Source organism: Halomonas sp. IOP_14, from assembly GCF_021021315.1.
In the GTDB taxonomy this organism is placed as follows: Bacteria; Pseudomonadota; Gammaproteobacteria; order Pseudomonadales; family Halomonadaceae; genus Vreelandella; species Vreelandella titanicae.
Map to the genome: position 1 here is coordinate 45894 of NZ_JAINWD010000031.1, position 19603 is coordinate 65496.

Sequence of the window (19603 nt, forward strand, 5' to 3'; positions counted from 1 at the left end):
AAAAGAGCTGTTTAAAATAGCCGACTAAAACAGTCGGGATTGTGTCAGCGCGCTGTTTTGCTTACCATAGACACAAATGACATGTGAAGTGGCGCCGCCACTACCACGGGAGGAAGACAGCCCTCATGACCACGACTAGCGAAAAAGAAACCAGTGTCGATACCCAAGGTATTGATATTACAAACAGTGCGCAAGAATACTTGGCAGAACTGCTGGAAAAGCAGAACGTTGAGGGTATTGCCGTACGCATTTTCATTACCCAGCCGGGCACACCCTACGCGGAAACCTGCCTGGCTTACTGCCGCCCCGGCGAAGAAGAACCCTCCGATGTGCTGCTTGAACTCGAGAAAATCAACGTCTTTCTCGATAAAAACAGCCTGGCGTTTTTGGAAGAGGCGGTGGTGGATTTCAACGCCGACCGCATGGGTGGCCAGCTAACCATCAAAGCGCCCAACGCCAAGATGCCCAAGGTAAATGCGGATAGCCCGCTGGAAGACCGTATCAATTACGTGCTTTACAGCGAGATTAATCCTGGGCTGGCGGCCCACGGCGGCGAAATCAAACTGGTGGAACTCACCGAACAACAGTACGCCGTCTTAGCCTTTGGCGGCGGCTGCCAGGGTTGTGCTGCGGTTGACTTAACTCTGAAAGATGGCGTTGAGAAAACCCTGATGGAGCGCATTCCAGAGCTTGCCGGTATTCGCGACGTTACCGATCACAGCGACACCACCAACGCTTACTACCGCTAAATAAGCGATAGTAAGGCTCAAAAGCCCAGCTTGAATCGCTGGGCTTTTTTGCGTCTCTTCCCCACGCAACTTGTCTAAATCCCCGGCGTTGCAATCTGGCTCACCAGAGGTTTGGGGTATAGTATTCATAGGTAGTACCTTTGAATATCGAGGTGGTGAAATGGCGACATCCGTAAAACTAGACGATGAGCTGAAAAGCCGGATCCAGCACTTGGCTGAAGCGCGACACCGCTCATCGCACTGGATCATGCGTGAAGCGATCCGTGATTATGTTGAGCGTGAAGAAAAGAGAGAATCTTTCAAACGGGATGCATTAGGTGCCTGGGATGCGTACCAGGAAAACGGATTACATCTGACGCTTGAAGAAGCTGACGCTTGGCTGGAGAAGCTTGAATCGGGTGAAGATGTGGAGCTGCCTAATTGCCACGTCTGATTTGGTCACCGCCAGCTCTCGCCGGCGTACAGAGGCTCTATCGCTTCCTTGCCACTAAAGATGTAGATTCAGCCCGTCGTGCTATGAAAACTCTACGGGCAGGCGTAAAAATACTCGCACACCAGCCGGAGATAGGTCGTCCTGTTGATGATATGGATCCAATGTTTCGGGAATGGCTGATTAATTTCGGAACTAGCGGATATATTGCGCTATATCGCTTCGATGGTGAAACAGCCACCATCCTAGCTGTGCGACATCAAAAAGAAGCCGGATACTAAAGACTCACTGTTCTTGTTCATTATCCCTGGCATTGTCTCTAGCGTCTTTCCTAGTATTGTCCTTACTACTCTGGCTTGAAAGCGCATCGGGCAGCGCCGTTAGCTGTGTTTGTAACGCTTCCATACGGCTCCAAAGCTTCTCTTGCCACGCTTGCTGTAGTGCAGCTTCGCGCTCGGCATGCTGTTGAGATTGGCTGTTTAGCGCGGCTTTGGCCTCATCTAGCTGCTGGGTCAGCGCTTTCTCTTGCTTCTCCAATGCCGTCATTTGCTGTTTCTGCTCACTTAGCTGTTGCTCGCGCTCACTGGCTTCCAGCTGTAGTTGATGCAGGGCCTGCTGCTTTGTCTTTAGCTCCTGACTCAATGTCTCAATGCGCTGCTCAGACTGCTGCAGACGTTTTTGGAAATTCTTCTCTTCCTGGGCACGCGCCTGCTGAGCACTATCCAGCATCGCCATCAGCCTTCCTTCGGCCGCCTCATGGCGCTGTTCTTCCTGTGCTAGGCGCTGCTCCCACGCTACCTGCTGCTCGCTGAGGGCATTGCTATGCGCATCGCGCTGTGCATCTGCCTGGCTCTCTAGCTGCTGCTGTACCTGCTTCAGTTGAGTTACTTCTTCTTGGGATGCTTCGGCTTGTTGATGCCAGTGATGTTCGCTGGTTTGACTGGCGGCTAATTCCCGGTTTAACGCTTCCATGCGCTGCTCCATATGACGCAAGTGCTCGGCGAGGGCGCTTTCGCGCTGTTCGGCGTTAGCGGCCTGCTGTTTAGCGTCCTCCGCGAGCTGCTGGGCCTCTGCCACTTGGCGATTGGCATCTTCGCGATAATGGAGCAGCGCTTGATTCGCTACCTCCTGGGCCTCGCGCCATAGCTCGCTGGCCATGGTCACCACGACTTCCGGCACACCCTTGGGCGGCGGCACGTCGCGATTTTGCTCCCGCTCACTGCGCCACAAGCGGAAGTGATCACTAATCGTCGTGAAGCTGCCGGTGCCCAGCACATCGCGAATACGCTGCACACTGGGCGTGTCGCCCCGGGCCAACAGGGCATCAATGGCTTGTTGAACATCGCTGTACTGAATGCCGTTGCGGGCCATGAAATGATCCTTCCTTGAGAGCTTCTGTAACCACCATTGTCGGGACTTGTCTTATAAAAGGCAACAATTACGTATTATGTAATACGTAATTTTATTTATGATAATGTGCATAAATTCAAGATTACCCGTATTATCTTGAATTTATAGGACTACAGGAGCACACTTAAGGCCAGATAATGTAAATATCGGCTAAAAAGAAAAGAGTGGCGACGGACATGGCAAACGAGGTTATGACACCCACTGGTCAACTTCAGGTATTGAAAGAGCCGCCGAATGGCGGACGTATTAGCGCTCAAAACGATGCCCAGGCAGTGACCGCATGGCTTGAAGAGTACGTGGATAGCCCACAAACCTGGAAAGCGTACCGTCGCGAAGCGGAGCGACTGCTGCTCTGGCTCGCCAGCCAAGGGCACACGCTGGCCGATATCAATCGCGAAAAACTGCGCCGCTTTGAAGCCTTTCTCGCCGACCCACAACCAAGCGAGCAGTGGGTAGGGCCCTCCAAACCCCGCACGCACACGTCATGGCGGCCATTTCGTGGCGGTTTATCGCCCGCCAGCCGACGCCAAAGCCTGGTGATACTGCAAGGCATGTTTGCCTGGTTGGTGGAAGCAGGCTGGGTTCACCACAATCCGTTTCGCTTGATGCGCGATAAATCGCGGCGCCTGAATAATCAAACGCCGCGTGTTGAGCGCTATTTGGAAAGTGATTTGTGGGCGTGGCTGTGGGAGTGGCTGAATAGCCCGTTAGAGGCTGGGGAGGGCAGTCGTGCCCGTTTTGAACATTCACGACGGCGCTTTATCTTTGGCTTTGCCTATTTGCTGGCACCGCGCATTAGCGAGATGGCCGATGCGCGAATGGGGGATTTCCAGCGCAGCGAAGGGCGCTGGTGGTGGCATGTGGTGGGCAAGGGAAACAAGATGGCGCGCATTCCGTTGCCTGACGATATGCTTGATTGTTTGCGCCAGTGGCGCCATACGCTGGGATTGCCTGAATACCCTGAGCAGTTTGAAGCTGAAGCACCGGTGCTTCGCGCTCTGGATGGACAGCGTGGCCTGGGCCATAACCAGCTTTATCGGCTTATTCGCGCAACGTTTCAGCAGGCGGCACAAGCACTTGAAGATATCGACGGAGCACCGGAACATGTGACCGCGCTTAACCTGGCAACGCCGCACTGGTTACGGCACACATCGATCACCCATCAGGCTCAATCGGGCATTAGTCTGCGCCATCTGGCCGAAAGCGCTCGACACGCGCGCCTAGACACCACCTCACGCTATCTCCATAGCGAAGACAACGAGTGGCATCTTGAACAGCAGCGACATCGATTGACTGTTTCCGACACAACCTCCCTCAAGACACCTTCGAGCCGTTATAATGGCCACAATGAGTAACCCTATGACGCAAAATGTCAGTCGCCAATATTCAGCCAATTCCAATAGAGAAGGAAATAGCATGAGCACTTCCGGCGCCGAACAGGCCCAGCAAGAGCTAATCGAAGATTTCGAGATATTCGATAACTGGATGGATCGCTACCAGTACATTATCGATATGGGTAAGCAACTGCCTGACTTCCCAGAAGAGTGGAAGCTAGAAGAGTTTAAGATACAGGGCTGCCAGTCAAACGTGTGGATGCGCCATGAGGAGGAGGGCGATAAGCTGGTGTTCAAAGCGACCTCCGATGCCGCCATCGTATCCGGCCTGATTGCCGTATTGCTGCGCATTTACAGCGAACGCACCGCCGCTGAGATTCGTGCTACCGAGCCACACTTTTTGGCGGATCTGGGATTGGATAAGCACCTTTCACCTACGCGCAGCAACGGCCTGCACGCTATGCTGGAGAAGATCTACGCGGTAGCGCAGCAGAAGTAGGAAACAAGCTAGCGAGGGTGATGGTCACAGCAAGAGGGCGGCGATCCCTTTTCGTCATCCTCGCGGCAAAGCTGTTCGCTGCGGCCACCGGGCACCGGATCCATACCGCCAGGATTGCCCGGGTGGCACTTAACGATCCGCTTAACGGCCATCCAGCCGCCCTTGATGGGCCCATGCACCTGAATCGCTTCAATCGTGTAGGACGAACAGCTCGGCCAGAAGCGGCAGCGCGGGCCTAAAAGGGGGCTGAGCGTATATTGATAGACTCTAACGCAGCCAATCATCACCTTCATCAATACCCAACGCGGGCCTGAGCGCAGGGCTGATATTAACCGAGTCATAGCTTGCATAGGCAGAACTAGGTTTTTTTGCCGTACAGGTCGTCAGGATCAATCAGCGGATTGCTGGTAATTGAGGCCTGCTCTCCATCCACGGCAATATAGAAACAGCTGCGCCGCCCGGTGTGGCAAGCAGGCCCTGTTTGTTCAACTTGCAACAACAGCGTATCACCATCGCAATCCAACGCAGCAGAAACAAGCTGCTGCTGCTGGCCCGATGACTCACCCTTGCGCCACAGTTTTCCCCGCGAGCGCGAATAGTAGCAAACACGCTGGGTGGTTAACGTCTCTTCCAGCGCCTCACGGTTCATCCAGGCCATCATCAACACTTCGTTAGTATCGTGCTGCTGAGCAATGGCAGGGATCAAACCATCAGCATTAAAACGCACCGCGGCTAGCAAAGTGGCCACAGCGGGAAGACTATCTTCTGGGGCAGCACGCTCGAGTTGCTTAAACAGAGCATCCTGCGCGACGTGATCAAAACGGGACATAAATTTACTCGCTAACTGTTCGGCAGTCCTGACAAAGCCCTTGAAGCTCAATGGTTTGGCGCTCAACGTTAAAGCCCTGGCGTTTTGCCAGTGCCGCCAGTTGATCGCTTATCTCGTCCAAGTGCAGCTCTTCGACATAGCCGCAGTGACGGCAAATCAGTAGTTGAAAACCATGCGCATGCTCTGGGCAAGCGCAGGCCACGTAGGAGTTCTGTGACTCAATGCGATGCACCAAGCCTTGATCAATCAAGAACTCAAGCGCCCGATAAACCGTCGGGGGGCGGGCAGCCGCATGCTCAGTAGAGAGCTTATCGAGCAGGTCATAGGCTTTTAGCCCGCCGCCATTTTCGGCGATCATCTCCAGCACGCGTCGGCGAATAGGGGTGAAGCGGACGCCGCGGATATGGCACTGAGACTCCGCCTGCTGTAGTAGTGTACTCGCTTGGGTCATGGGCAACTCGTTGAACGTTGTTAGCCTAGGCTCTCGTTAGTAGTCTACGCGCCGGTGGAAGCGGTGTCAGAGCTTTCTACCGATTCGCTGTCTACCAGCTCACTTTGTCGCGCAAAATGGTGCTGGGCAAAAGCTACCCGTTGTTTAGCGGGCACGCCATCGGGTTGACGTTCAATCAGATCGAGGCGACGGCGCAAACCTTCACCATTGGTCATTTGAATAGCCAAGCCAGGCCTGGCGTTGAGCTCAAGCAGCATCGGCCCGTATTTACGATCCAGCACCATATCAGTACCCAGGTAACCTAGACCGGTCATTTCATAACAACCCGCCGCTAAGTTAAGCAGCGTTTCCCACTGGGGAACGACCAAACTTGCCAGATCGTGCCCCGTGTCCGGATGACTAAAGCAAGGGCGGTCAAACTGAACGGCGCGCAGGGCAGCCCCGGTAGCGATGTTCAAGCCAACGCCTACCGCCCCTTGGTGCAGGTTTGCTTTGCCGTCGGATGCTGCGGTGGAAAGGCGCATCATGGCCATCACCGGGTAACCCTTGAAGACGATAACCCGGATATCAGGAACACCTTCATAGGTGTAATCCATCAGGCTTTCATCGAAATTAATCAGTGTTTCAATCACCGCCACATCAGGCGAGCCGCCCAATGAGTAGAGCCCTGACAGAATATTCGACACATGTCGTTCAACGTCGGTAAGAGAGAGCGTGGTACCACTAGGCTTGATAAAGGCGTTATCTTCGACCTTTTCAATCACCAGGATGCCCTTACCGCCGCTTCCCTTAGCAGGCTTGATGACGAAGCCCGCGTGCCCCGTGAGCATGGCGCCAATATGCTTAACGCCAAATTGGGTTGTTACGGTGCCAATCAGCTCGGGCGTGGTAATCCCATACTGCTGAGCCAGTAGTTTGGTTTTAAGCTTGTCATCGACAAGGGGATAGAGACGGCGGCTATTATATCGGCCAATGTAGCGAATATTACGCCGATTCATGCCGATAATACCTTTATCCCGCAGGCGCGTGGGCCACGTCCAATTCTTCAGCCAACTCATGAGGGCTTCTCATCGTCAGTGATCGGCTTGAAGCGACGCAGCTCCAATAAACGGTAGCCGGTGTAATTGCCCAGCAGCAAGATCAACGCCATCAATATCAACTGAACGCCCAGGAAGTTGAAGGTGATATGACGTACCCAGGGGTTATTCATCGCCAGGTAGGCAAGGATAGCCGTGATCAAACTGCCGCCGCCTTGGATTAGCACCTGCTTAGGGCCTTCCTCTTCCCAAAGTATCGACATCCGCTCGATGGTCCAGGCCAGGATGATCATCGGGAAGAAGGTGATCGTTAAGCCAGCACTGAGCCCCATGCGGTAGGCCAATACGGTGAAGATCGAGATAATCGCAATCACCGTTATGATCACCGCCGAGACCCTGGCCACCAGTAATAAATTCAAGTAGGAGAGATAGTTACGAATAATCAGACCGACAGCAACGATAAGCAGGAAGCCAATCAAACCCGTAGGAAGGGTGGTTTGAATGAAGGCGAGGGCGATCAGCACCGGCATAAAGGTACCGGACGTTTTGATGCCCACCAGCACACGCAAAAACACCACCATTAACGCACCAATGGGAATCAGCAAGATAGTTTGGAATAGCGCTTGCTCCTCCAGTGGCAGGCTGTGAATGGAGAAGTTCAGCAGCGTATCTTCAGAGTAGTGGTTGCGCACCGCCGCCGAAGCAGGCTGGTCATGGGTCATCATTGAGAAAGAAACCCGAGAGTTGGTGCCGCCCTGAACTTCTAATACCGCTCGACCACCGGTTTCCCATAGCAGCAGGTTGTCAGGCTTACCTTGCTCACCCGTCAGTGGATGGAAAATTGACCATTCTTCACCTGACTCGTTAAATACCTGAATCCAACTGCTAAGCGTTTGGCGACGACGACCATCTTCCAGAAGCAGGCCGCTCACTTCACGCGCTAATACGCCTGCCTGGTTTAGCAACCGCACCACCAAGGCCGCCGGATTCTCTTGCGTCAGCAGCAGACGGGCATTTTCAGATTGACGCTCGCCGTTAATATCACGTATTAACTCACGGGCGAAGGTGGCGTTATTGGCACTGCGCGCCCAGGCTTGTTCGATAAGCTGATTAGCCGCAGTGTCATAGGGGCTTTCCCAAGGCGTTGTGACGGGGATTTCAGGGGGTGTCTGCACCGGCGAGCGAGCATCTTGAGATACCAGCATCTGAACCGAGTAGTATAATGTTTGGCTACCCACTGCTTCACGAATAGTCCAGCGGGCGGTGCGGCCTAAATCATCCGCCTGATAAGCAAGCCCATACCCTGATGATGCGGTGTTTTCAGTCAGTACACGGTAGCCTGCCTGATGGGAAGGCAACGCCAAGTCGACCTGGACGGGGCCGTCCTGAGCATTAAAGGTAATGCCCGCCTCAATCTCCCACACCTGGCGCTGTTCACCAGGCAACCATGGAATTTCAAACTGCACATGGCGGTGCACGCTGGTCGCTACGCCCGCGACTAGCAACAGGCCGACAATAATATAGAACATTAACCGTGACATGGAGATTCCTTTCCTCGTGAAGCGTCAGAGCGGTTACTCTTCGCTATCGTCTTCGTCAACTGCTTCATCTTCAGCAGCTTGGTCCGCTGGTTCGCCACCAGGAAATTCGGGGCGCTCATGCAAGTAAGTATCGGCTACATCAATTACCGCAATATCCATCAAAAAGCGCCGCCCTAGCAGCACTGGATAATCGAGATGAGAGCGGTCATTGAGGGTAAATTCGACATTTTCACGAATCGGCCCTAGAGTCATTAACAGAGAAATGACGGGACGTGACTCTTCGCCAGAGGCTTGAACAATGCGCACTCGGCGCACGATAGGCGCTTCAACCCACTCATCGCGCTGCGACTCAACCGCCACGTCATCGTCGTTCAGCGCCAACTTGAAGCGCACCCAATCTTCACCGTCACGCTCGAAGCGAGTGATCTCGGCAGCAGAAAGGGACGAGGTGTTGGCTCCTGAATCGACTCGCGCTTTGAGGTAGGTGCCAAGGCTTGGTAAGCCAACCCATTCGCTGCGGCCCAGTAACGTTTTAGTGGTCAAGCTCTCATCAATCTCACACTCTTCACGTATGATGACCGGCTCTTCACCGCGAGCTTCCAATTGCTGTACGTCTTGGCGGAGGTAACGCAATAAACTGCCCACTTCACGCATATCAGCGGTCAATGCCTGCTGGTGATCAAGCTGGCGTTGCTGCAAATTAATGCGGGTGTCACATTGTTGCGTTAGCTGGCTCTCTAACTCCAGGATACGAGAATTGAATGAGGCTTCGCTTAAAGGGGGCGGTTGATTCGTTTCCGGCTGGGTTGCTGCACAGCCTGCGATCGAAAGCGACAAGCCAGCGATAAGCCACAAAACACCTGGGCGCATAACGAGAGATATCCTTGGACAATAGGTTGGGGAATGATAAGGAGATGGGGGTCTAGTGTCCAACGCCATCATCGCTTTTGGAGCACCTATTTTATCTAATTTAACATAATATATATTAAGCGAACCAGTGAGGCCGCTATGGGTAAAATTGCGCTCGTCCATTTCAAAAAAGGCAGCCCGCATATTTAGCAGGCTGCCTTCTGATCTATCACGTAGTCTATCTCACGCTAGCACGATTTACTCTGGGGCTGCGTACGAGCCATCTTCCTGGTGAACTTCATTACCTGTGATCGGTGGAGTAAAGACGCAGGCAACCGTCATGCCCTTCTCTTTGCCACGCAGCAAGTGTTCATCATGCTGGTCGAGTAGATAAATGTCGCCTGCTTTGATCGGCCAGATTTTACCGTCAGCCAGGGTTTCAACTTCGCCTTCACCTTCGTAGCAAAACACTGCTTCGTAGTGATTTTTGTAATGGATATGTGTCTCGGTGCCTGGGAAAATGCGGGTAATATGGAACGAAAAACCTGCATTATCGTTGGCCAGAACAAGGCGCGTACTGTCCCAGTTACCATTTTCAGCGGTCACTAGGCGATCTGTTTTACGCGCTTCATCAAGATTACGAACGATCATAGGAGTACTCCGTTGCAAAACGACTGGCGACTACCAGCCGCTATATCCCTAACTAAAAAACTGTGAGCTACTGCTTCAGCGTAACGCTTAATACTACCGCCAGGTTATTCGCTAGCAACAGCTTTAACGCACATTTCGAGAATATCCAAACCTTCCAGCAGGTCATCATCGCTAATGGTTAGCGGGCATAGGCACTTAACCACTTCACCATCCTGACCACTGGTTTCAATTACCAGACCATGCTCAAAGGCTTTACTGGTAATTTTATCGGCAATATCACCCGACACAACGTCAATACCGCGCATCAAGCCACGACCACGTTCAGTGGCAGGCATGCCGTGCTCCGTTAACAGCGCTGCTAACTTCTGGAAGCGCTCTTCTACAATACGCCCTTTGCGCTGAACATCACGCTCAAAGGTGTCATTAGTCCAGTATTTTTTCAACGCAGCGGTGGCGGTCACCATCGCCAGGCTGAAACCACGGAAAGTGCCGTTATATTGACCCGGTTTCCATTTATCCAGCTCTGGGCGCATCAACACATGGGCAAATGGCAGGCCAAAACCGGAGAGCGATTTCGAGTTGGTAATAATGTCAGGTGTAATACCCGCGTGTTCGAAGCTAAAGAACTTACCCGTACGGCCACAGCCTGCCTGAATATCATCGATAATCAGCAGAATGTCGTGGGCACGACAGATCCCTTCGAGACGCTTCAACCACTCCAAGCCTGCAACATTAATACCGCCCTCGCCTTGCACGGTTTCAATGATGACACCCGCTGGAATATCCAGACCACCAGATTTGTCGCTGAGCAGCTTTTCAAAATAATCCAGGGTATCGGTATGCTCACCCATGTAGCCATCGTAAGGCAGGAAGCTAGCGCCCTGGGTGGGTATGCCACCCGTGGCTTCACGGAATTTACGATTACCCGTGGTCGCCAAAGCCCCCATGGTGACGCCGTGGAAACCATTGGTGAAGGTGACAATGTTGTGACGGCCTTTAGCCACACGAGCCAAGCGGATAGCGGCCTCTACGGCATTGGTACCGGTTGGGCCAGGCAGATGCACTTTATAATCCAGCCCGCGTGGCTTGAAAATAACTTCTTCCAGCGTTTCAAGATAATCACGCTTGGCATTGGTCCACATATCCAAACCGTGAACAACACCGTCAGTCGACAGGTAATCAATCATCGCCTGTTTCATGTGCGGATTATTGTGGCCGTAGTTCAGCGTGCCCGCGCCGGCGAGGAAATCAATGTACTCACGGCCATTCTCATCGGTTAGACGCGCATTTTGCGCTTTGGTAAACACCACCGGAAACGAACGAGAATAAGTACGTACATTGGATTCCATGCGTTCAAGCGTCTGGGTCTGCATTAGCGACCTCCTTGGTTGATCATTTTAACTTTAGGCATTACTTGCCCGAAGCAACATGAGCGGGAAAAACGGTAAGTCCGATACGTGTATCTAGCAAAACGACGTATTAGATGCGATCTGTTTGGAACGGGCCGATACGAACCAGGTTTTCCGGGTCATGCTCTCCTCCGAGCTGTTCGGTAGAGAAGTATTCGCGGCTATTGAGCGGCGCATGCCAGCGTGCCGCCAAGCGACGGAATAAGCCCCAAGAGGCTAGATTGTCAGGGGTGATGGTGGTTTCAAGGTGATGCACATCATCAAGCTCAGGGCGGGACATAATAGCCTCGACCAAGCGTCGCGCTAGCCCTGTACCACGTGCTTTTTCACCGACAGCCACTTGCCATAAAAAGTAGGTGTCTGGAGCATTATCCTTAACATAGCCAGAAACAAAACCAACGATTTCGCCCTCTTCATTGGTAGCCACTGCGCAGGTATCACGAAACTGAGTCGCCAGTAGCAAGTAAGCGTAGGCTGAATTCACATCCAGCGGAGGGCAAGCTTTGACCAGCTCGTAAACTCCCCAGCCATCATCCGCATTGGGTTTGCGAATAAACAGCGGCATCTCCGCATGACCCACAACAGCATCAGCCACCGTTGGCCTGGCAAGGTCAGCAGAGGGGGTAAAAGGTTGTGTCGGCGTACTCATAGTTATGCTTCGCTGTAGCGAATTTGATGTTCATTATAACAGCTGATTATGAGCAATTCAAAAATCATATTATTCTACACCTCGCTTTCCATAATTTTTTGTTATGATCGAGTAGCATAACCACTGCTCACCGCTATCTCTTTTAGAATAGTGCAAGTAGCCTACAAAAAAAGGCGCGCCCATGGGCACGCCTTCACTTTTAATATGCTTATCTGCGTGTCAGCGTACGCAGCGTGACGAACTCCTCGGCCCCCGTTGGGTGGATGCCTACGGTGCGGTCAAAGTCCTGCTTGGTAAGGCCAGCTCTTACCGCGATAGCAATTCCCTGAATAATTTCACCCGCGTCATCTCCGACCATATGGGCCCCTACGACTACATCGGTAGCATCGTCCACGACCAGCTTCATTAAGGTGCGCTCTTGGCTACCTGATAGGGTGTGCTTCATGGCGCGAAAATCGGTGCTATACACACGAATATGGGTGAATTTTTCCCGCGCGGCCTCCTCGGAAAGACCCACGGTACCGATGTTGGGATGGCAAAAAACGGCGGTAGGGATCGTAGTGTAGTCCAACGGCTTGGGAACCGTATCGGCAAAGTGGGCGTCGACAAGCTGCATCGCCTCAGCCAGTGCTACCGGTGTTAATTCCGGCCCAGCCGTCAGGTCGCCCAAGGCTAAAATTGAAGGCAGCGCTGTTTCAAACCGCTCGTTTACGGGGATTTTACCCGCCTCATCCAGGCATAGGCCCAACGCTTCAAGCCCTAGCTCACGGATATTCGCCTTGCGCCCTGTGGCTGCGAGCACCACATCGACTTCAAGCACGTTGCCGTTGGTAAGGTGAACATTGTAGCCGTCTTGGCTGCGCTCAATACGCTCGATGTTAGTGTTGAAATGGAGGTTGACTCCCTTTCTTTCCATTTCCGCGCAGGTGAACTCGCGAACCTGTTGATCAAAGCCTTTTAAAAACAGCTCGCCACGGTAGATGAGGTGCGTCTCGCTGCCCAGACCATTAAAGATACTCGAAAATTCCACCGCAATATAGCCACCGCCAAGCACTAAAAAGCGCTTAGGAAAAGTATCTAGATCAAAAATCTGATTGGAATCCAGTGCGTGTTCACTGCCAGGAAAATCGGGTACCCAGGGCCATCCACCAGTAGCCAGAACGATTTTTTGTGCAGTCACCGATATATCGCCATGCTCGCCGCTTAAGGTCACCGTGTGTGCATCGGCCAAGCGTGCTCGTGCATTGAAGAGCGTTACTCCAGCGCCTTCCAGCATGCGCTGATAAATGCCATTCAGACGTTTGATTTCACTGATTTTGTTGTCGCGCAGTGTGGCCCAATCGAAGCTGGCGGGGCCAGGCAGCTGCCAGCCAAAACCTGCCGCATCATCAAAACTGTCATGGAAATGGGCAGCGTAGGAGTAAAGCTTCTTGGGCACACAGCCAACGTTGACACAGGTTCCGCCCAGGTAGCGATCTTCGGCAATGGCCACTTTGGCGCCGGTAGCCGCGGCCATACGCGCGGTGCGTACACCACCAGAGCCTGCGCCAATAACCAGAAGGTCATATTCGTATTCAGAAACGTCTGCCATGATTTGCTCCTGGGGAGTTAGAATTCGTATGAATCAATATCGGGTTGCCCATTGGTCAAGTGCAGTGGTTGACCTGACTACCCGGGAAGGTTAAAACCTTCTGCTGCTATTTTGTACTGGCCTAGGTTATACAAGGCCTAATTCCACCCTGAGTAGGGCTTTGATAACCCGCTTATCTACCAGCGACTTAACGCCCTTTAACTTTTCTGGAGACGCTATGTCTGACCCTATTGCGACGCTACTCGACAATAATCGCGCCTGGGCTGAGCGTATGTGCGAAGAAGACCCCGACTACTTTAAGCGCCTTTCGAACCAGCAGAACCCCGATTATTTATGGATTGGCTGCTCCGACAGCCGAGTACCGGCGAATCAAATTATTGCACTCCCGCCTGGGGAAGTTTTCGTACACCGCAACGTCGCCAACTTGCTACACCACACCGATATGAACGCCCTCTCGGTGGTTCAGTTCGCGGTGGATGTTCTTAAAGTCAGCCATATCATGATTGTCGGTCACTATGGCTGCGGGGGCATTAAGGCCGCCATGATGGGAGGCGAATGTGGCGTGGTGGATTACTGGCTGCACTCAGTGCGCGAACAGTACAACCATCACAGGAATTCGCTTGACCACCTCCCACTGGAAGATCAAATCGATCGCATGTGCGAGCTCAACGTGAAAGCCCAGGTAAACAGTTTGTGCCGCACCAAAATTTTGCAGCGCGCTTGGCAGCGAGGTCAGCAGATTTCGGTACATGGCTGGGTCTACGGATTAAGCGATGGCCGCGTTAAAGATCTTAACTGCACCGTAAGTGGTTTAGAACAAGTGGAAACACTTTACCGTATTGACCGCATCCAGCAAGGCGATTAAGCACTCCCCCAATGCCTACCGCTACGCTTAGTCGTAGCGGTAGGCACGATGGCAGCTCTTACAGCTCGCGCCCACTTCTGAAAGCGCTCGGGCAGTGTTTCGAGTATCCTCTTGCTCGGCTACATCAATTAAATTAGCGATTTTATCCTCCAGATCGCTAAAACCGGCGGCGAACTCACCCCACTCTTCCCATATGGATGCCCGCGCTTCAGAACCACTGCCGTGGGTGCCCTCAATAAACGCAGGTAGCAAACGATCAGCGCTGGCACGCTCTTGCAGCTTAAGTAACCGCGGCATTGCAGCCTCAAGATCTTGATTATTGATTAGATCAAAGCGCAGCTGACGCACCAGACTTTCAATATCTTTAAGCTCTTCTCGGCGCCAAACCACGGCTTCGCGCTCACTTGCGAATGGCGTGTCGCTGACGGCTTGGGGCATGGCCAGGGCGCTCGTTTCCTCGCCTGCCCAAGCCAGCGGCGTGCAGAGCATTAATGCTAAAGCGCTGGCTGCCGTGCCGCGGGGGGAAGCCCACTTCAGATAATGGCGTTGCTGCATAATGGCTTCCTGTCGATGATTCGGTAGTCAAAGGTTTAGTGCGCACGTTTTAACCTATCGGGCAGGTGACACCCGTACCTTTCAAGCCGCAGTAGCCATGAGGGTTTTTATCCAGGTACTGCTGATGGTAAGCCTCTGCGTAATAAAATGTTTCTAGCGGCTTAATCTCAGTAGTGATTGCCCCTCTGCCCGCTTTGTCGAGCGCCTGTTGGTACGCTGCCGCACTCTGCTCGGCTACCGTTTGCTGCGCTTGGCTGGTGGTAAAAATGGCGGAGCGATACTGCGAGCCAATATCGTTCCCCTGGCGATTGCCCTGGGTCGGGTCGTGCCCTTCCCAGAAAACCTGCAACAACGTTTCCAGCTCGACTTGCTGTGGGTCATAAATCACCCGTACCACTTCGGTGTGGCCAGTACGCCCCGTACATGTCTCGTCGTAGGTGGGGTTAGGTGTCTCACCACCAGCATACCCCGCCGCAGTGACATAGACTCCTGGCAACTGCCAAAACAGGCGTTCAACGCCCCAGAAACACCCCATGCCTAGCACGATCTCCTCGTGGCCTTCGGGAAACGGAGGATGTATCGAGTGCCCATTAATGGTATGCACCTGACTGGTTTCTATGGGCGTATCGCGTCCAGGCAGTACACGGCCTGAACCTGAGCTAGCGTTTGAAAATAGTGACATATCACCCTCACTTATTGCTGCTGAATGATTTCAGGATTACCGGAACGGGTAAAGGTGTAGATTAAGTCCACCGCTTGGTTGGTACCCGAGACGGCCTGTACATAAAGGTTACGCCACAGCGTGTAGCGTAGTGTTAGTTCGGCAATTGGCGAGAAAATTCCCACACCGTAACTAATTCTAAGATCATCGGTGAGTTGGCCACTGACAGCGACTTGGCTATCATCGCCAGCCCCAGTGGTGTCCAGAGTTAAGTCATCAATGCCGAAGGCTTCACCAATGGAACCAACCGCCCCACCGGTGCGCCCTAACGACATGCCTATCAGCGCGGTAGTCAGTGCGCTATCCACACCGCCCCCAGAAGCATCAGGTGCGCGACCCCGTAACAGGTAAGAGAGCGCACGGGATTCATCCATCGCCGGTTCAGAAAAGATCAGTACGTTCGGAGATTCGGCACTACCTGTTACCCGCAAGCCCGCAATAACGTCATCTTCGGTAATGTCAGGGTTGCGAATGGCCTCGAAGTCGAGCGTAGGTAGACCGGGTGGCCCACTAAACAGCAGTTCACCGCGGCGGATAACCAGGTCTTGGCCGAAAGCCTGGAAACGACCATCGACCAAATTAACGTCGCCGAATAACTGTAACGCGCCGCTGCTTTGGCGAATTTCCAGCGCGCCTCCCAAGCCAGATTCCAAGCCGTAGGCTGAAATTTGCATATCGCTACCCAACGTTAAGGTCACCAGTACGTCAATGGCCATACCGGTGGCGGCAAGCTCGTCCGCGGCACTTGGATCATCCTCATTGGCAGCCGCTCGCTGAGCCTCAATTTCGGCCTGGCGATCATCGCGCTCGGTAATAATCACTTCATCGCCACTTGGGGTGACTGCTGATGAGGGCATATCGCCAATTTCAAGCCGTGCCCAGGGTAAATTCACATCCCCCCTCACTTGCAGCCTTTCCGGCGTGACCCGGATACGGATATCAGGCGCTACTTCAAGACGTCCAAACTGGGGCAAAACGACCAGGATAGGCTCCTGCTCAGCATTCAGATCGACGCCAATCCGCCAATCATCACCGCTTGGCCAATATGCATCACCGGTGATTTCCAAACGCCCGCGCTCAGCGGCCAAGTAGCCGTCAATATCCCCCTGTTCACCGTCGAAAGAGACCACCAGTTCGCCACCCTGAATATCGACAGGAATATCCGGACCACTTACCCCTATGCCGCGCAGTCCAAGCTGGCCTTGCAAGTCAGGCGCGGCGGTGGTGCCGGTAATTTGGACGCTGCCCGTTAAATCGCCCTCCAGTCGCTCCATTCCTACAAACATAGGTCGATAGGGTTGCAGCGAAACATCTTCTGCACGCAGCTCGCCAGTTAACGCGCCGGCCCCCAAGGGATCATTAACCGCTAGGTCCAAGTTGATATCGCCTGCTTCGGCAAGCGAAAGTGACACATTGGCATTCGCCTGGGCTTGGTTGGCCTCGATCTGAGCGTCTAAACTGACTTCTGGCAGTTGCACCGGCTGGCCATAATCATTAACGGCGGTAATGGCGAGTTCGCTAAGAATTTGTAGATCTGCCTGCCACTGGGCACCCCCTTGACGCCAGTTGGCAACAAGATCCGCGGTTGTATCCCCCTCTAACTGCCACTCTTCAGGCAAAAAGGGCTCCAGCATTTCCATTGGCACTTCACGTACCGAAAGCACGGCGTTGCCCTGTTGCGCAGAGGCAGTGATCTCCTCTTCAGAACAGACTAGCCCACCTTGCTCCCGGCGCAGGCAGAACGGCGAAAGGCGCGCCTGACCATTGGCCAGGTCATAGCGCAGGTCTACAGGCGCTTCAAGACGAATATCCCCCGCCTCTGAATCAACTTCCAGTGGCGTTACGCGGGCTTGGTAAAGTTGGCCTTGCTGGTCAAAGCGGCCTTCCAGGGCAATCAGCGCACGGCTTAAAGCGCTGTTGTCTGTGCCCTGGGCAGTCAGTTCAAGCTGATGCTCAGAGAGGCGCCCGGCCAAATTGGCCTCTATGTTTGCAAGGGCCTGCCCCCCAGCATTGACGTTTTGTAGTGCGAGCTGTACGTCGAGGGAGGGATCCTCAATGCCCTGTACTTCAGCATCTAGGACAAGCCGTTCAATACGATTCTGACCAAAACGCACGCCATCACCCTGTAAATTGGCGAGTAATTGTGGCTGATTAAAACTACCGCTGGCTTCTAGCGTACCGACGATAGTGCCCGCCAAGTCTGGCGATAGTGTTTGCAACTGGCGTAGTGCAATGTCCGCGTTTAACGACATGGCTTGTTCGCTAATTTGCCCCTCTGCTGTTAAGCGATTCTCTCCCTGGGTAAACAGCAACTCGTCAATCTCCAGCTCCAGGTTGCTGTTAGCATCAAAGGCCGCTTGCAGGGTTAGCGGGTAGTCGCGCAGTTCACCGTCAATCGCTAAGTTGGGCACGCTAACCGCCCACTGATCCTCTTGCTGACGCAGCGTAAGCTCGATATCGCCGTTTAAATTACCCTCAAGCTGATCCACGAAGTGGGCAGGGTTAAACTGATCCAGACGAATAGTGGTGTTGACCTGTAGCGGTGCAACCCAACTGATGTTCCCTTCGCTGCGCAGGGAGCTTTCGTCGACTGCGAGGATAAGCGGTTGCCAGCTAAACTGCTCGAGATTGCCCTCTCCGGTGACGTTAATTTGAGTGCGCGGCAGGCTCGGGCCCTCAACCGCCAGAGCCAATTGAGCACTATAATCGCTCAGGCTGCCGGTTACCTGTAGATCCAGGTCATCGACTATATAGGCTTGGACTGTCTCTTCTTCAGTGCTGTCATCGACGCTTTCATTGCTACTCTCATCTGCGCTGACAGGCAGCGGCCACTGAACTTGGTCACTTTGTAGCTGCAGTTGAAACGGCAGCGTCGGGGCGAGTGCGTCGACTTGCCCCCTCAAGGACGCATTGACCGCGCCAGAGGCATCCAACTGCGCTTCAAGCGCATCCAGTGGGCCAGACAGCGTTAAGGTTAAAGCTTCGCCACTTAGCTCAGGGTATATCTCAGGTAAAAACAGTTTGACGCCCAAGCGAGCTTCGAGTGGGTAGTTGCCGGTTAGAGTGGCGTTCGCGGTTAATTCAGCCTCAGCATCCGGGGTAACAACGGAAAGTTCGGTTACTTCGACGTTATCACCTTCGGTTAACAACCCAAGCCGCAGTCGCTCGACGCGGTATTCGGTAGCCCCTTCCAATCGAAAATCGTTGAGCGTGAATTCAGGTAACTGGATATCAACCGGTAGCGTAATCTCTGGTAGTTCAAGGGGCTCGCGTTCTTCAAGCTGCTGCTCTGGTGATTCCACCGACGCCACGGCTTCTTGGGGTGGTTGGTTGAGCAAGATAGCGGCATCGATGGCTTCAGCATAAAGCGGCGTTTCAATGCCCTGGGTTAGCAGAACACCCGGGGAAGGTGGCAAATAGACACGTGGCTGCTCCAAATGGGTTGGCGAGAGGCGTACTGTGTTTCCTTCAGCGGTGGCTGCCGAGCTTAACGAGCGCCACGCTACTTCGCTACCATCGGCAAGCCTGAGGTTAACATCGTCCAGCAACAAAGAACGTAGTTCGATGGGGAAAGGAAAACGAATAGCCAGCGGGCTCTCTTCCTCTTCGGGAGGTGGCGCTTGCTCACTGGATGGGCCTAGCTGGATGTCGGCGCCCACCACACGCAGTGTGTCGATGCATAGGCGCCCTGACAGAACACAGTCATCTGCCCACTGGAGTTCGAACTCATCCACGGTTATACGGGTTTCGCCTAGCTGTAGCTGGAAATCTTCGAGCTGGAAATGGTCGAGCAAGCCGCCTTCATGATGCGTGTAGGAGAAAAAATCACGCTGCTCCCCCTGCGAGAGCAGCACCCCAGTGCCCCAGGGGGATAACGCCACCCCGACAATCAGCGCCACAATACCGAACAGCCAAATAGGCAACACGATTACAAGACGCACAAGGCTCCAGAACAGTAGCCAGGCACGATACTTTGGAGACAACATACGGCGTTTATCAGACGCAGCTGGTTCAACCTGAGACAAGTCTCTCT

General features: G+C 53.5%; 20 protein-coding genes. 6 read left to right on the plus strand and 14 right to left on the minus strand.

Annotated elements, in window-relative coordinates:
- Positions 1 to 125 precede the first annotated feature (125 nt).
- The 3 genes from nfuA (at position 126) to K7H09_RS17660 (ending at position 1460) form a co-directional block, all read left to right on the plus strand.
- Positions 126 to 749 carry a Fe-S biogenesis protein NfuA gene (gene nfuA, locus K7H09_RS17650; RefSeq protein ID WP_022523463.1) on the plus strand — a complete coding sequence of 208 codons (624 nt, stop codon included), beginning with the start codon at positions 126 to 128 and terminating at the stop codon, positions 747 to 749.
- A gap of 160 nt (positions 750 to 909) precedes the next feature.
- Positions 910 to 1182, plus strand: coding sequence for a CopG family ribbon-helix-helix protein (locus K7H09_RS17655; protein ID WP_230805409.1), 273 nt, complete (start codon positions 910 to 912; stop codon positions 1180 to 1182).
- Positions 1170 to 1460 (plus strand): type II toxin-antitoxin system RelE/ParE family toxin, encoded by a 291-nt coding sequence (locus tag K7H09_RS17660; protein WP_230805411.1) that lies wholly within the window; start codon positions 1170 to 1172, stop codon positions 1458 to 1460. The genes K7H09_RS17655 and K7H09_RS17660 overlap by 13 nt, the downstream gene beginning before the upstream one ends.
- A gap of 4 nt (positions 1461 to 1464) precedes the next feature.
- Here the strand turns inward: K7H09_RS17660 and K7H09_RS17665 are convergent, their stop codons facing one another.
- Positions 1465 to 2550 (minus strand): DNA-binding protein, encoded by a 1086-nt coding sequence (locus K7H09_RS17665; RefSeq protein WP_230805413.1) that lies wholly within the window; start codon positions 2548 to 2550, stop codon positions 1465 to 1467.
- Between the two features lie 230 nt (positions 2551 to 2780).
- On the opposite strand from K7H09_RS17665, the gene K7H09_RS17670 reads away from it, so the two are divergent.
- Positions 2781 to 3944 carry a tyrosine-type recombinase/integrase gene (locus K7H09_RS17670; RefSeq protein ID WP_422822538.1) on the plus strand — a complete coding sequence of 388 codons (1164 nt, stop codon included), beginning with the start codon at positions 2781 to 2783 and terminating at the stop codon, positions 3942 to 3944.
- Between the two features lie 61 nt (positions 3945 to 4005).
- Complete coding sequence (locus K7H09_RS17675; RefSeq protein WP_039858498.1) at positions 4006 to 4422, plus strand: SufE family protein; 417 nt, start codon at positions 4006 to 4008, stop codon at positions 4420 to 4422.
- An 8-nt stretch (positions 4423 to 4430) separates the two neighbouring features.
- On the opposite strand, the gene yidD is transcribed toward K7H09_RS17675, so the two are convergent.
- From yidD to gorA, 10 genes are all read right to left on the minus strand, one after another.
- Entirely contained in the window at positions 4431 to 4763 is a 333-nt protein-coding gene (yidD, locus tag K7H09_RS17680) for a membrane protein insertion efficiency factor YidD (RefSeq protein ID WP_027965443.1), read from the minus strand.
- Positions 4764 to 4780: 17 nt separating this feature from the next.
- Positions 4781 to 5251 (minus strand): phosphoribosyl-AMP cyclohydrolase, encoded by a 471-nt coding sequence (gene hisI, locus K7H09_RS17685; RefSeq protein WP_230805415.1) that lies wholly within the window; start codon positions 5249 to 5251, stop codon positions 4781 to 4783.
- Positions 5252 to 5255: 4 nt separating this feature from the next.
- Positions 5256 to 5702, minus strand: a complete 447-nt coding sequence (locus tag K7H09_RS17690) for a transcriptional repressor (RefSeq protein WP_027959426.1) — start codon at positions 5700 to 5702, stop codon at positions 5256 to 5258.
- Between the two features lie 44 nt (positions 5703 to 5746).
- Positions 5747 to 6760: an alpha-L-glutamate ligase-like protein gene (locus K7H09_RS17695; RefSeq protein ID WP_009286711.1), complete on the minus strand. Its 1014-nt coding sequence runs from the start codon at positions 6758 to 6760 to the stop codon at positions 5747 to 5749.
- Complete coding sequence (locus K7H09_RS17700; RefSeq protein ID WP_009286710.1) at positions 6757 to 8280, minus strand: inactive transglutaminase family protein; 1524 nt, start codon at positions 8278 to 8280, stop codon at positions 6757 to 6759. The genes K7H09_RS17695 and K7H09_RS17700 overlap by 4 nt, the downstream gene beginning before the upstream one ends.
- A 33-nt stretch (positions 8281 to 8313) precedes the next feature.
- Positions 8314 to 9150, minus strand: a complete 837-nt coding sequence (locus K7H09_RS17705; RefSeq protein WP_022523469.1) for an ATP-dependent zinc protease family protein — start codon at positions 9148 to 9150, stop codon at positions 8314 to 8316.
- Positions 9151 to 9387: 237 nt separating this feature from the next.
- Positions 9388 to 9780: an ectoine synthase gene (locus K7H09_RS17710; RefSeq protein ID WP_022523470.1), complete on the minus strand. Its 393-nt coding sequence runs from the start codon at positions 9778 to 9780 to the stop codon at positions 9388 to 9390.
- 104 nt (positions 9781 to 9884) lie between these two features.
- Positions 9885 to 11153 carry a diaminobutyrate--2-oxoglutarate transaminase gene (ectB, locus tag K7H09_RS17715; protein ID WP_022523471.1) on the minus strand — a complete coding sequence of 423 codons (1269 nt, stop codon included), beginning with the start codon at positions 11151 to 11153 and terminating at the stop codon, positions 9885 to 9887.
- Between the two features lie 106 nt (positions 11154 to 11259).
- Complete coding sequence (ectA, locus tag K7H09_RS17720) at positions 11260 to 11838, minus strand: diaminobutyrate acetyltransferase (protein ID WP_009286706.1); 579 nt, start codon at positions 11836 to 11838, stop codon at positions 11260 to 11262.
- 208 nt (positions 11839 to 12046) lie between these two features.
- Positions 12047 to 13429, minus strand: a complete 1383-nt coding sequence (gene gorA, locus K7H09_RS17725) for a glutathione-disulfide reductase (protein WP_009286705.1) — start codon at positions 13427 to 13429, stop codon at positions 12047 to 12049.
- A 217-nt stretch (positions 13430 to 13646) separates the two neighbouring features.
- Here gorA and can point away from each other — a divergent pair, with 217 nt between their 5' ends.
- A complete protein-coding gene (gene can / locus K7H09_RS17730) occupies positions 13647 to 14294 on the plus strand; it encodes a carbonate dehydratase (RefSeq protein WP_022523472.1) in 648 nt (215 codons plus the stop codon).
- A 27-nt stretch (positions 14295 to 14321) separates the two neighbouring features.
- Here the strand turns inward: can and K7H09_RS17735 are convergent, their stop codons facing one another.
- From K7H09_RS17735 to tamB, 3 genes are read right to left on the minus strand one after another with little or no spacing between them, the layout of a single operon-like run.
- Positions 14322 to 14849, minus strand: a complete 528-nt coding sequence (locus K7H09_RS17735; protein ID WP_022523473.1) for a cytochrome c — start codon at positions 14847 to 14849, stop codon at positions 14322 to 14324.
- Positions 14850 to 14898: 49 nt separating this feature from the next.
- The gene (gene msrA / locus K7H09_RS17740; protein WP_022523474.1) at positions 14899 to 15531 is read right to left on the minus strand and encodes a peptide-methionine (S)-S-oxide reductase MsrA; all 633 of its coding nucleotides are present in this window, start codon (positions 15529 to 15531) and stop codon (positions 14899 to 14901) included.
- Between the two features lie 11 nt (positions 15532 to 15542).
- Complete coding sequence (gene tamB, locus K7H09_RS17745) at positions 15543 to 19595, minus strand: autotransporter assembly complex protein TamB (RefSeq protein WP_230805417.1); 4053 nt, start codon at positions 19593 to 19595, stop codon at positions 15543 to 15545.
- Between the last annotated feature and the right edge of the window lie 8 nt (positions 19596 to 19603).